Raw genomic sequence first — 13161 nt, forward strand, 5'->3', positions numbered from 1 at the left:
CTATTTGAGTGAACGGTATGACGGAAAGTAGAAGTTTGTCCGCGAGGTTCCGCGCCGGATGTGCGAATCGCCCGGAAACACACTCTCGTTCGTGGACAAACAATCTGACCGTGGGTACGTAAACCGCCGACCGGGTTGTCTTTCCCGGTCGAGAAGGCCGGTCTACTTGCGGTGCCTGCCGCCCTTGCCGGTGCGGGTCTTCTCCTCCGCCTGCCCGAAACGCGCCACGGCCCTGTCCCGCATGAAGCCGAGCGGATCCGGGGCGTGCAGGCGCAGCATGATGTCATGCACGTGCTCCGGCCGCCCGTAGCCGGTCACCCGGCTGACCAGGTACGTCGTCAGGAACGCGGCCGGAACGCTGATCAGCGCGGGCTGGTTGGTGAACCACGGCGCCCAGCCGCCGGTGTAGCCGCTGACGATGTTGATCACCAGCGCGGCGAGCACCAGCCCGCCACCGACGGTCATCCCGGCCATCGCACCGGGCCAGCTCAGCTTGCGCCACCAGATGCCCAGCACCAGCAGCGGGCAGAAGGTGGAGGCCGCCAGCGCGAACGTCATCCCGATGGACAGCGAGATGTCGTCCGGGCGCAGGGTCGCCGCGAGCACCATCGGGATGACGGCGGTGATCCCGGTCGCGAGCCGGAAGTCCCAGACCCGGCCGGGCAGCACGTCGGTCGACACCACCCCGGCGACGCTCACCAGCAGCCCCGACGTGCTCGACAGGAACGCGGCGAACGCGCCCGCCGCGGTGACCGCGGCCAGGATCTGGCCGCCCACCCCCGGCAGGATCGCCGTCGGCAGGCTCAGCACCGCGGCGTCGGTCTTCCCGGTGACGAGCAGTTGCGGCACGTACATCCGGGACAGCGCGCCGAGCATCGTCGGGAACAGATAGAACAACCCGAGCAGCAGCAGGACGTGCACGGTGGTGCGGCGCGCGGCCTTCCCGTCGGGGTTCGTGTAGAAGCGGACGAGCACGTGCGGCAGGCCCATGGTACCCAGGAACAGCGCGAACATCAGCGAGTACGTTTCGAGCAGGCCGGAAAGCCCGCTGGAACCGGGACTGAGCCAGTCGTCGTTCAGCGCCGTCGATTCGGCGACCACCGGCACCGGGGTGCCCGCGGGGAACCGCAGCGTCGTCCCCTCGGACACCGAGTGCGGCACGAGCGGCGCCCACCGGGCCGGGCCGTCGGCCGGGGCGTGGTCGATCCGGCCGTAGGCGAAGAAGTACGTCTCCGCGGTCACCTTGAGCGTGACGTCGGTCTGGACGCTGACCTTGGTCTCCTGCGGGAACACCGGCGGCGCGGAGGCGCCGAGCGGGCGGACCCCGCCGGGCCCGCCGCCGCTGAAGAACACCGCGCACAGGATGAACGTCGGCACCGCGACCGCGAACAGCTTGAGCCAGTACTGGAACGCCTGCACGACGGTGATCGCGCGCATCCCGCCCGCGATGACGTTGAGCGCGACCACGACCATCACGAGCACCGCGCCCGCCCACGCCGGGATCGGCAGCATCGTGGCCAGGGTGAGCCCGGCGGCCTGCAGCTGCGGGACCATGTAGAGGATCCCGATGAAGATCACGAACGCCGTCGAAAACCTGCGCAGCGCCTTGGAACCGAGGCGCGCTTCGAGGAAGTCGGGCAGCGTGTAGGCGCCGGAGCGGCGCAGCGGCGCGGCGACGAACAGCATCAGCGCCAGGTAGCCCGCGGTGAAGCCGATCGGGAACCACAGCGCGTCCGCGCCCTCCTTGAGCACGATCCCCGCGATGCCGAGGAAGGACGCCGCCGAGAGGTACTCACCGGAGATCGCGGCGGCGTTGCGGCGGGAGCGCACGGTGCGGCGGGCGACCAGGAAGTCGTGCGTGCTGGTGGCCGAGCGCGAGGAGCGGTGACCGAGGTAGAAGGTCACCACGATGACCACGATGATCGCGGTCAACGCCCAGGGGTTCAGCTGCACAGGGGGAATCCTCGCACGTCGAGGAGAAGGCTAATTCTCGATCATGTCCACGAAGTCGCGTTCGTGCCGCTCCGCCAGCCGGTTGTACCATAGGCCGATCCCGAACAGGAACGGGAAGGGCAGCACGCCGAGGATCAGCCAGGCCACCGGGATGTTCACGACCGTCACCCTGGCGAACCCTGGCAACAGGTAGAACAGCACCGGCAGCGAGCCGAAGACGAGCACGACGAGCAGGGCGAGCAGCAACGCCGTCCGCAGCTGCACCTTGACCAGGTCCTTGATCAGCAGCTTCCCCCAGCTCGTCTGCTCCTCCAGTTCGACACGGGAGCGCAGCGCGCGGGAGGCCTGTCGCGGGTCGGCGAGGATCACTCGCTGCCGCTTGGGTTTGGCGTGGTGTTCGGGTTCCGGGCGCAGCGGCGCCGGTGGCACGGGCTCGACGACGGCCTTCTCCGGCACCTGCGGGCGTTTGCCCAGCGTCGGATCCGGCTGCCGGACCCCGTTGGACAGCCGGTGGTAGAAGTCGTCCGTCATGGCCGGGCCGTGGCTAACCGTTGCGGCCGGTGCCGACCAGCCGGTCCTTGAGCGCCCTGGTGTGCCGCCTGCTCACCGGCAGCACCTTCTCCTCGTTGCCGATGACCACCTGGTAGCCGCCCTGGCCCATGCGCAGCTCGGTGATGAGCGGCAGCGCGACCAGGAAGGACCGGTGGATCCGCACGAATCCCGCCTTCTCCCAGCGTTCCTCCAGCTGGGCGAGCGGGATGCGGACGAGGTGACTGCCCTCGGTGGTGAACAGCCGGGCGTAGTCGCCCTGCGCCTCCACCCAGCGCACCGAGGACCGCGGGATCAGCTTCGTGGTGCCCGCGAGCTCGACCGGGATGACCTCGTCGTCGTTCTTCACCGGCTCGCCCGCGCCACCGTGGGACGGCACCGCGGGCGCCGCGCTGAGCTTCTCGACCACGCGGCGCACCGCGCGGTCGAGGCGGTCCTGGTTGAACGGCTTGAGGACGTAGTCGATCGCGCCGAGGTCGAAGGCGTTGACCGCCTCCTCGGAGTTCCCGGTGACGAACACGAGCACCGGCGCCGGCCGCAGCGCGGCGAACACGCGCGACATCTCCATACCGGACAGCCCCGGCATGTTGATGTCGGCGAACACCGCGTCGACCGTGGGCAGCCCGCGCTCCTTGCGCGCGCGCAGCTCGGGGTCGTCGGAGGACAGCAGCCGCAGCGCGTCGGACGCGTCGAGGGCCTGGAAGACGCGGCCCACCGACGGACTGTCTTGCAGCCGGTGGACTAGTTCGTCAAGACCGAGTGGCTCGTCGTCCACGGCGAGGACGATGAGCTTACGGGTGTCGTCGTGCGCACTCACAGTGACTCGCATATTGCCCATTGCCGGATGCATTGTCCAGCCCTGTCCCGGTGTTCGTGCTCCGAACGCACCAACCGGAGCCGACGTCCCCCGGCACTCACAGCCCGAACCGGCTCCACGCGGCCTTGGTGGCGACCGCGTCCAGCAGCGCGCTCGCGGCCGCCGGCGCGCCGATGCCGAGCCTGGCCAGCAGCGGCTTCTTCGGCTCCGCGATGGCGATCTCCGCGTCCGGATAACGCTCCGAGATCACCTGCCGGAGGCTGCCGAGCCCGTCGATGAGGCCCAGTTCGAGCGCCTTCACGCCGAGCCAGACGTCGCCGGTGAACAGGTCCTCGCCCGCGTCCTCGCCCCCGCCGAGCCGGTCACCGCGGCGCTCCTTGACCCAGCCGACGAACAGTTCGTGCAGCTGGGAGTGCATCTTCTTCAGCCACTCGACGTCCTCGGGCTTCTCCGGGCTGAACGGGTCGAGCCGCGACTTGTTCGCGCCCGCGGTGTGCAGGCGGCGCTCGACGCCGAACCGTTCGAGCAGCCCGGTGAACCCGAAACCGCCGCTGATCACGCCGATCGAACCGACCATGGACGTCCGGTGCGCGTAGATCTCGTCGGCGGCGCAGGCGAGCCAGTACCCGCCGGACGCGGCGACGTCCTCGGCGAACGCGAGGACCGGCACGCCCTTCTCGTCGGCGAGCTGGCGGATGCGCTCGGCGACCAGGCCGGACTGCGTCGGCGCGCCACCGGGCGAGTTGATCAGCAGCGCGACCGCCTTGAGCCGGTCGTGCCCGAACGCCCTGGTCAACGCGGACTCGACGGCGGCGAGGTTGATCGTGCCGCGGCCCAGCGGCGAGGCGTTGGGCGTGATCACACCGTGCAGTTTGACGACGGCCACGACGTCCTTGCGCTCCACGCGGTCGCCGATCATCGGCAGCCGCGCGGTCAACTTTTCGGTAACGCTCATCTTGCCAGGCTACCGACCTACCGCGTAGGCAGGACGCCGCTGCGCGACCCGTGCACCCCATTGGTTTCGGCGGCGGCGCCGTCCTCCCGGCTTTCCTGCGACGGCACTTCGGCCGAGTAGTCGGGCAGATCCGGACGCACACCGGGGGTGAACTTGGGAACGCGCAGGGTGACGCGCATCCCGGCGCCGGGTGCCGTCTCGACCATCAGCGCGTAGTCGATGCCGAACACCTGCTGCATGCGCTGGTTGATGTTGCCGAGCCCCACGTGCGCGCCGGTGCGGTGCGCGCTGCGCAGCTCCGCGAGCCGCTTCGGGTCCATGCCGATGCCGTCGTCCTCGACGCTGATGAGCGCCTCGGTGCCGTGGTCCTGCGCGATCACGGTGACGCAGCCACCGCTCGGCTTGCTGGCCAGCCCGTGCTTGACGGCGTTCTCCACCAGCGGCTGGATGATCAGGAACGGGACCACGACCGACAGCACTTCCGGCGCGATCTTCATGCGCACTTCGAGCCGTCCGCCGAAGCGCGCGTTCTCGATGGTCAGGTAGCGGTCGATGTTGCGCAGTTCCTCGGCGAGCGTGGTGAACATGCCCGAGGTGCGGAACGAGTAGCGGGTGAAGTCGGCGAAGTCCTGGAGCAGCTCGCGCGCCTCTTCCGGGTCGGTGCGGATCAGCGCGGAGATCGTGTTGAGCGCGTTGTAGACGAAGTGCGGGGAGATCTGCGCGCGCAGTGCCTTGATCTCGGCCTGGTGCAGCTGGCTGCGGGACTCGTCGAGCCGGGCGAGCTCGAACTGGGTGCAGACGAACTGCGCGACGGCGTCGGCCATCTGGATCAGCTTGCCGCGGGTGCGGCCGACCACGATGAGCGCGGCCTCGGTCTCGCCCTCGACGATGAGCGGCACGATGACCGCGGTGCGCATCTTGCAGGCGCCGCGGTGGTTGCACGGCATCCGGTCGTGGGCGACGACCTCGCGGCGGTGCTTGCGGATGGCGGCACCGATCGCCTCGACGAGGTCGACGTAGTGCTCGTTCGCCTCGCCGTCCCAGGACAGCAGGGTGCCCTCCCGGTCGGTGATGCCGACCGCGACACAGTCGAGCATCTCCAGCAGCTGCGTGGTGATCTTGTCGGCGGCGTCCTCGTCGAGGCCGGTGCGCAGGTCGGGCGTCGCCTTCGACATGCGGTGCACCGCCTGCAGGACGGCGTCCTCGATGACACTGGCGGGGCGGCGCAGCTTGACCAGCAGCACCACCACGGCGATGCCGAGCAGGAGCACGAGAGCCCACGGAATGATCTGCGCTATCGCGTACCCGGACACGGCGTCCATGCTCTGCGCTCGGACAACCGGGTGCAAGGCCTTGCTCCTACTTTCTGTCTATCTGTGACCACCGACGGTGGGGATGACCCTACCCACGGTTGGGGGGAAGTCCGCATGGTCACGGCGCGTAACGCACGACAGAGTGATGAGGTCGACCGCTTCCGGGAGGGGACGAACGGGTGGCCGGGTGTCGCGGGGTGTCACGGGGGATCGTCGTAGGGCTGGTGCTGACGGCGCTGGGGGCCGCCGGCATCGGCCCGGCTTCGGCCACACGGCGAGCGGACGAGGTGGGCACCGCCGTCACCAAGCTCGTCACCGAAGGGGGTTTTCCCGGAGCGGTCGCGTACTACCGGGAGGACGGGCGGGTGCGCCGGTACGCGGCGGGGGTCGCCGACACCGCGACCGGCGAACCCGCGCGAGCGGAGCAGCGCTTCCGCATCGCGAGCAACACCAAGGCGTTCGTGGCGACCGTGGTGCTCCAGCTGGCCGGGGAAGGGCGGCTGTCGCTGGACGACTCCGTCGAGCGGTGGCTGCCAGGGGTCGTGCGCGGGCCGGGCTACGAGGCTTCGCGGATCACGCTGCGGCAGCTGCTGAACCACACCGGCGGTGTCCACGACCCGGACCAGGTTTCGCTGCTCTACCCGTACTTCCACGGCCATCGGGACTTCGTGTACACCCCGGACGAGGTGATCCGGCGCTCGCTGCTTACGCCGCCGTCGTTTGCGCCGGGCGCCGGGGTTTCCTACAGCAACACCGGATATCTGCTGCTGGGAAAGGTGATCGAACGGGCCACCGGGCACGACGTCGTCCGCGAGATCCGGCACCGGCTGCTCGTGCCGCTTCGGCTGCGGGACACCTCGTTCCCGACCACCTCGCCCCACCTGACCGGCCCGCACCTGCACGGCTACGACCTCCGGGGCGCGGATCTGACGACGTTCAGCCCGTCCTACGACTGGACCGCGGGCGCCATAGTGTCCACTGTGGACGATCTGGCGACGTTCCACCGTGCGCTGCTGGACGGGCGCCTGCTGCGGCCCGCCGAGCAGGCCTCGCTGCGGCAGCTGGTGCCGAACGACGAGGGCGGCGCGTACGGCGCCGGAGTGGAGACCTTCGACCTGCCGTGCGGCCGGGTGTGGGGCAACACCGGCGCGGGCCCCGGGTTCTACAGCGTGTCGATGAGCAGCGCGGACGGGCGGCGGCAGCTGGTGCTCGTGGCGACGGTCTACGACCTCGCGGCGGACGCCGCGCACGAGCCGAAGGTGGTCCCGTCGAGCCCGTTCCCCGCGGTGAACGCCGCGCTCTGCGGCTGAGCTCCCTGCGTTCCCCGGCAGTTCCACGAAGCGGCCGACGCACTGATGGCGCCCTTCAGTGCATCCACCGCACCGAAGGCGTCCTTCAGCGCGCTCAACGCACTGAAGGCGTCCTTCAGCACCCGCCGATCGGCCGCCGAATAATTCCCCCGCACGGGTGAGCCCCCACCTCGCCCCAGCACCGCCGAACCAGCCCCACTGCGAGGGTGTCCCCCACCCTCTCCGGGGGGGCGACCCCAAGACCATTCTATCGCCGGGGTACGACGAAACCCCGGAAAACGGCGTGTGCGGCCGGAGTTGTCCACAACCGGGGAATCCCTGTGGACAACCTGGGGAATTCCTCGTGGGCAAGGGGGAAGCGCGCTATTTGAGCAGCCGCGAGAGGCGACGGTCGGCGAGCGGTTTTCCGCCGGTCTGGCAGGTCGGGCAGTACTGGAAGGACTTGTCGGCGAACGAGATCTCGCGGATGGTGTCGCCGCAGACCGGGCAGGGCAGGCCGGTCCGGGCGTGCACCCGCAGCCCCGACCGCTTCTCCCCCTTGAGCCGCGCCGCGTCCTGGCCGACCGAGCGCGTCACCGCGCTGGTCAGCACCTCCTGCACAGCCGTCGCCAGGCCTTCCAGCGCCGAGGACGGCAGCTTCCCCGTCGTGGCATACGGGGAGAGCCGGGCCATGTGCATGATCTCGTCGGAGTAGGCGTTCCCGATCCCCGCGATCAGCGACTGGTCCGTCAGCGCCGTCTTGAGCCGCTCGGTACGGCCCGCGAACAGCCCACCCAGCTTCCCGGCGTCCAGCGACAGCGCGTCCGGCCCCAGCCGCGCGATGCTCGGCACCTCGTTCGGGTCCCGCACGATCCACACCGCGAGGCCCTTCTTCGTCCCCGCCTCGGTCAGATCGAATCCCGGACCCGCCGCGGCGTCGAGATGCACCCGCAGCGAGATCGGCCCCTTCCCCGGCTTCAACGGCGTCGGGGACAACGCGTCCGACCAGCGCAGCCAGCCCGCCCGCGCCAGATGCACCACCAGGTGCAGCTCGCCGGCCACCAGGTCGAGGTGCTTACCGTGCCGGGTCGCACCGGTGACCTCTTGGCCGTGCAACTCGGTCCACGGTGGCGTCGCCGTCTTCAGCACACTCAGCGACGCGACGTCGAGCCGGAACACCGTGGCGCCCACGGCGTGTTCACGCAGGTGATGGGCGAGGGCTTCGACCTCGGGCAGCTCGGGCATACCCTCAGTCTCGCGCGTCGGCGCGCATTACTCCACCGGGTGCAGCGGACCCTCGAAATCGGGCAGCGAGTTCTGCTGGATGGTCTTCTGGATCCGCTTGACCTCGCCCTGCACGGTGAACATGCCACGGATCGTGCCGACCCAGCGCTCGGACGGCCGGTCGCCGGTCATGTCGCCCTCGGTCTCCGCGACCACCGTCCACGGACGCCGCAGAATCCAGCGCAGCGGGAAGAACAGCACCACGAGCAACAGGGCCAGCAGCACGAACGCCGGCACCTTCACCTGGTCCGGCGTCCACACGACGAGCACCACGGCCAGCACGCCCGCCACCACCAGCATCGCGATGCCGGGGCCGTAACTGCCGGCGACGTCGTGTTCGAAATCGTCCGCCGTCGCGGGTGCACGCCATTCCATCTGGGCACGGACCACCCAGTCGCGGCCGTCCTCGCCGCGCACCAGCCGGTTCATTCAGTTGCCTCCCGGGCGCCGCTCAACGTGAGCGGGACCAACGGTACCGTGCGCGCGGGCGAGGACGCGAGGCCGGAACCGGACAATTCGCGCCGCCCCGCCGATCCCCGCAGATCAGAAGCCCGAGCTCGACGCGGAATAGGCCGATTCGGTGACAGTCTCCTGGGTGCCGCGCGTCGTGCTCGACGTGCTCTGCTGCGTGCTCCGCTGCACCCGCCGGGTCGTCGTCTTCGTGGTCTTGGTCGTCTTCGACGAGGCGCGCTGAGTCACCTCGGTGCGCGTGGTGGTGGTAGTGGTGGTCGTCGTCCGCGAACCGGTCGGCGTCGTCGTCCGGGTGGGCCGATTACTCGACGTCGGCGTCCTGGTCCTGGTGCACACCGGATTCCCCTCGTCCGGCGGCTGTGACGTGAGGCTCGGCCGAGGCGAGTCGGTCGGCGGATCCATCCGCGGCGACGTCGACGAACTCTCGGTGGTCATCCCCGGCCCCGGTGACCGGCCGGGCTCCTCACGCGGCGCCGTCGAGCCGTCGCCGGGCCGCCCGGACTCGCCGTCACGCCGGCTCACCGGCAGCTGCACGATCGGCAGCCGCGGCACCTCGCCCGCGCCCAGGTGGCCCTGCGGCCCGCCCGGCACGATCGGCGGCTGCGGACGCACCGCGGCGGGCACCACGCCCCGCCCGTTCAGCCAGCCCACGCCGATCCGCTGCGGCTGCGGCGGCGGCTGCTGGGGCGACGGCCCCGGCGGCAGCACCGCCAGCTCCGGCACGCCCCCACCAGGCAGTCCGATGTCCTGAGACGGCTGCGGGCCGAACATCGCGGGCCCCGCCGTGAAACCCACCGCGCCGGCCGCCGCGGTCGAGGCCAGCGCCAGCCCCACCTTGACCTTGGAACCGAACAGGAGGCTCTTGACCGTGGCGAGCGCACCGGTCGCGGCGCCACCGAGCGAACCCGCCGCGGGCACCAGCAACACCAGCACCCCCGCGTGCGCCCGCAACGACGAGCACACGTCCAGCAGCTCGTCCTGCGTCGCCCGGCACGACGGGCACCCCAGCAGATGCGCCTTGATGCGCTGCGCCTCCGCGCCCGTCACGCTCCCCGCGGTGAACCCGCCGAGCTTCTCCACCACCGCCCGGCACGAATCCGGGCCGCGGTTCACCGACAGATGCGCCTGCAGGTACGCCGCGCGCAGCCCCTGCCGCGCCCGCCGCGCCAGCGCCGCCGTCGCGTTCGCGCTCAGCCCGAACTGCGTCGCCACCATCGCGGGCTGCTCGCCCTCGACCTCGGTCTGCCACAACACCGTGCGCCAGCGTTCCGGCAGACTCGTGAACGCCGTGGTGATCAACGTGTGCTCGGCCGTGCGCGAATGCGCGTCCGCACCGGGTCCAGCATGGAAGTTCAGCTCGTCGTCGCTGACCGGAACGTCCCGGCGCGCACCGTGCCACTCCCACGACACCCGCCGCGCCACCGTCAGCAGATACGCCCGGACGTAGTCGCGAGGCCCGGCACCCCGGCGCAGCGCCTGAAGCACCCGGAAGAACGTTTCGGCGGTGATGTCCTCGGCCTCGGAACGATCCGCCGCGAGGCTCTGCGCGAGTCTCCGCACCGCGGCCGCGTGCAGTTCGAACAGCTCACCGAAGGCGGCGTCCTCACCGTCCCGCAGCCGCTGCAGCAGTGCCTGTTCATCGGATTCCGAGGCCGCTTGTGGCGGCACCGTGCCCAGCTCGGTCATCCGGCCCGGCACCTCCTCCCCGAAGGACTCACCAATCGCCTCGATTGGGGACACCATACGGAGCGATGCGGCCGTCGTCACCCCCTGTGCGCCGCCTGTGACACCGACAGGACGACCGGGGGGCCGGTCACGAGCGCCCCAACAGCCGGTGTAGTCTATGCCCCGTAACCAAGACAGACCGGTTACGAATGCGGATGTAGCGCAGCTGGTAGCGCATCACCTTGCCAAGGTGAGGGTCGCGGGTTCGAATCCCGTCATCCGCTCGCAAGTGGGCGAGTCGTGTTCACGGGGAGCGTGAACCTTGGCTTGCTCGCCATATTTCCCGGGGGCCGAGCCCCCGGACCCCCACGGTGCGGTACGTAACTGTTGGCAGCCTGGGGACTCTTGTTGGTCAGGTTGGCCCCACGGTGCGGCAGGTAGCTGTTGGCAGCGTGGGGGCTTTTTTGCGTCGTGGCCGAGTGAGGCTGCGGGGCGCGTTCGTTCATCCTGGTTGTCCTATTTGCCGGTGAGTGGTCTGGACCATTTGGGGTAGTTGGGGCTGTTTCAGGTTGGGCTGGGTGGTGGTCTGAACCAGTGGGGGAATTGTTCACACTTCGTGACACCTGCTGTGAGAGGAGTCACATGCGTAAGCGTTTGCTGGGATTGGCTTCGTTGACGGCTGCTGTGCTCGCCCTGCCGGTGGTGTTCGCCGGGGTGGCCTGGGGACATGGGTACACGACCACGCCGGTGAGCCGGGCGTACAACTGCAAGACGGGTGCCGCGAAGAACTGCGGGCAGGTCCAGTACGAGCCTCAGAGCGTCGAGGGGCCGAAGGGCTTTCCTTCGCGAGGGCCAGCCGACGGCAAGATCTGCTCGGCGGGGCTGGGCCAGTTCGGACAGCTCAACGACCAGCGCAACGGTGCCTGGCCCGCGTCCAAGCTGACCAGCGGAGCCGACTACACATTCAAGTGGACACTCACCGCCGCGCACGCGACGACGAACTTCCGCTACTTCGTCACCAGGGACGGCTGGAACCCGAACGCGCCGCTGACCAGGGCGCAGCTGGATCCCCAGCCGTTCCTCACCGTGCCGTTCGGCGGTAAGCGCCCGCCGAACGCGGTCTCGCACAGCGGCAAGCTGCCCAGCGGCAAGAGCGGACGGCACATGATCCTGTCCGTCTGGGACATCGCCGACACCGGCAACGCGTTCTACCAGTGCGCCGACGTCACCTTCTGATCCCACGGCCGGGCGCCCGCCGGACCGGTGGGCGCCCGCGCGGTTCCGTGCCGATTGCCCGGTTTCGGGACCGCTTTTCATCGCTCGTTCGCTGTTAGTTTCCCAGTTACCACCTCTTCAGGTGACTACCGCGAACGAGGGTGAGGAACCATGACCGAACTGACCCGACGCCGTTTGCTCGGTACCGCCGCGGGGGCCGCCGCCACCGCGGCCGCCACCACGCTGATGCCCCCGAACGTCCAGCGCGCGCTCGCCCAGGGCCCGCCCAAGCACGGCTCGCTGCGCGACGTCGAGCACGTCGTGCTGTTGATGCAGGAGAACCGTTCGTTCGACCACTACTTCGGCACGCTGTCGGGGGTGCGTGGCTTCAACGACCCGCACGCCGCGAAGCTGCCGAACGGCAAGCCGGTGTTCTACCAGCCGGACCCGCAGAACCCGGCGGGCTACGCGCTGCCGTTCCACCTCGACACGCACGCCACCAACGCGCAGAAGATCCCGTCCACCTCGCACGCCTGGCAGGTCCAGCACGACGCCTGGAACGGCGGCAAGATGGACAACTGGCTGCCCGCGCACCGCAAGGCCGACGGCAAGAACGGCCCCTACGTGATGGGTTACCACACGCGGGCCGATCTGCCGTTCCAGTTCGCGCTGGCCGAGGCGTTCACCATCTGCGACTCCTACCACTGCTCGGTGTTCGGCCCGACCTGGCCGAACCGGATGATGTGGATGACCGGCACCATCGACCCCGACGGCGAGCACGGCGGCCCGATCCTCGACAACAAGGCCCCGGCCGGCGGGTACACCTGGACCACCTACGCCGAGCGGCTCACCAAGGCCGGCGTCAGCTGGAAGGTGTACGAGCAGAGCGACACCTACGGCTGCAACATGCTCGAACAGTTCAAGAACTTCCGTGACGCGCCGAAGGATTCGCCGCTCTACGTCAACGGGCTCACGCACCGGCCCGAGGGCCAGTTCGAGTACGACGCGCGCAACGGGAAGCTCCCGACCGTCTCGTGGATCATCTGCACCAGCACCGCGTCGGAGCACCCCGACTACACGCCCGCCGAGGGCGCCGCGTTCGTCGCCAGCAAGATCGACGCCATCGCGTCGAACCCGGACCTGTGGGCGAAGACGGCGTTCATCCTCAACTACGACGAAAACGACGGGCTGTTCGACCACGTCATCCCACCGACCCCGCCCAAGGGCACGCCGCACGAGTTCGTCACCAAGACCTCGCCGGGCGGGACCAAGGGCAACGGGCTGCCGGTCGGCGCCGGGTACCGCGTCCCCGCGATCCTCGTGTCGCCGTGGACCGCGGGCGGCTGGGTGTGCAGCGAGAACTTCGACCACACCTCGACGCTGCAGTTCCTGGAGAAGGTGACCGGGGTACCGGAGCCGAACATCTCGGCGTGGCGGCGGAAGACGTTCGGGGACCTGACCTCGGCGTTCCGTTTCGACGACCAGAAGGCGAAGCCGCCGACGCTGCCGGACACCAGCGGCCCGCTGACACTTTCGCGCTACGAGCAGTCGCAGCTCCCGGCCCCGAAGTTCCCCGGCAAGGACCAGAAGCCGCCGACGCAGGAACCCGGTCAGCGCCCGCACGTCCCGCGCAGGCCGCACTGATTTTCT

General features: G+C 69.7%; 11 protein-coding genes and 1 tRNA gene. 4 read left to right on the forward strand and 8 right to left on the reverse strand.

Annotation, left to right across the window (positions count from 1 at the left end; all coding sequences use genetic code 11):
- Positions 1-162: 162 nt before the first annotated feature.
- The 5 genes from ABD987_RS25685 to ABD987_RS25705 form a co-directional block, all read right to left on the reverse strand.
- A complete protein-coding gene (locus ABD987_RS25685) occupies positions 163-1953 on the reverse strand; it encodes a sodium/solute symporter (protein WP_345398711.1) in 1791 nt (596 codons plus the stop codon).
- Positions 1954-1983: 30 nt separating this feature from the next.
- On the reverse strand, positions 1984-2484 hold the full coding sequence (locus tag ABD987_RS25690; protein WP_345398714.1) for a hypothetical protein: 501 nt from the start codon (positions 2482-2484) through the stop codon (positions 1984-1986).
- Between the two features lie 13 nt (positions 2485-2497).
- Positions 2498-3331, reverse strand: coding sequence for a LytR/AlgR family response regulator transcription factor (locus ABD987_RS25695; RefSeq protein WP_345398717.1), 834 nt, complete (start codon positions 3329-3331; stop codon positions 2498-2500).
- An 85-nt stretch (positions 3332-3416) separates the two neighbouring features.
- Positions 3417-4274 carry a S49 family peptidase gene (locus tag ABD987_RS25700; RefSeq protein WP_345398720.1) on the reverse strand — a complete coding sequence of 286 codons (858 nt, stop codon included), beginning with the start codon at positions 4272-4274 and terminating at the stop codon, positions 3417-3419.
- 17 nt (positions 4275-4291) lie between these two features.
- A complete protein-coding gene (locus ABD987_RS25705) occupies positions 4292-5596 on the reverse strand; it encodes a GAF domain-containing sensor histidine kinase (RefSeq protein WP_345398868.1) in 1305 nt (434 codons plus the stop codon).
- A 188-nt stretch (positions 5597-5784) separates the two neighbouring features.
- Here ABD987_RS25705 and ABD987_RS25710 point away from each other — a divergent pair, with 188 nt between their 5' ends.
- On the forward strand, positions 5785-6897 hold the full coding sequence (locus ABD987_RS25710; RefSeq protein WP_345398723.1) for a serine hydrolase domain-containing protein: 1113 nt from the start codon (positions 5785-5787) through the stop codon (positions 6895-6897).
- 363 nt (positions 6898-7260) lie between these two features.
- Here the strand turns inward: ABD987_RS25710 and ABD987_RS25715 are convergent, their stop codons facing one another.
- The 3 genes from ABD987_RS25715 to ABD987_RS25725 form a co-directional block, all read right to left on the reverse strand.
- Complete coding sequence (locus ABD987_RS25715; RefSeq protein ID WP_345398726.1) at positions 7261-8121, reverse strand: Fpg/Nei family DNA glycosylase; 861 nt, start codon at positions 8119-8121, stop codon at positions 7261-7263.
- A gap of 27 nt (positions 8122-8148) precedes the next feature.
- The gene (locus tag ABD987_RS25720; protein ID WP_345398729.1) at positions 8149-8589 is read right to left on the reverse strand and encodes a DUF983 domain-containing protein; all 441 of its coding nucleotides are present in this window, start codon (positions 8587-8589) and stop codon (positions 8149-8151) included.
- Between the two features lie 114 nt (positions 8590-8703).
- Entirely contained in the window at positions 8704-10317 is a 1614-nt protein-coding gene (locus ABD987_RS25725) for a sigma-70 family RNA polymerase sigma factor (RefSeq protein WP_345398732.1), read from the reverse strand.
- A gap of 190 nt (positions 10318-10507) precedes the next feature.
- Between ABD987_RS25725 and ABD987_RS25730 the strand changes: the two genes are divergently transcribed.
- From ABD987_RS25730 to ABD987_RS25740, 3 genes are all read left to right on the forward strand, one after another.
- Positions 10508-10580: transfer RNA gene (locus tag ABD987_RS25730), tRNA-Gly, on the forward strand.
- 358 nt (positions 10581-10938) lie between these two features.
- The gene (locus ABD987_RS25735; protein ID WP_345398735.1) at positions 10939-11532 is read left to right on the forward strand and encodes a lytic polysaccharide monooxygenase auxiliary activity family 9 protein; all 594 of its coding nucleotides are present in this window, start codon (positions 10939-10941) and stop codon (positions 11530-11532) included.
- Positions 11533-11682: 150 nt separating this feature from the next.
- A complete protein-coding gene (locus ABD987_RS25740) occupies positions 11683-13155 on the forward strand; it encodes a phosphocholine-specific phospholipase C (protein ID WP_345398738.1) in 1473 nt (490 codons plus the stop codon).
- Positions 13156-13161: the final 6 nt, after the last annotated feature.

Source organism: Amycolatopsis samaneae, assembly GCF_039541975.1.
In the GTDB taxonomy this organism is placed as follows: Bacteria; Actinomycetota; Actinomycetes; order Mycobacteriales; family Pseudonocardiaceae; genus Amycolatopsis; species Amycolatopsis samaneae.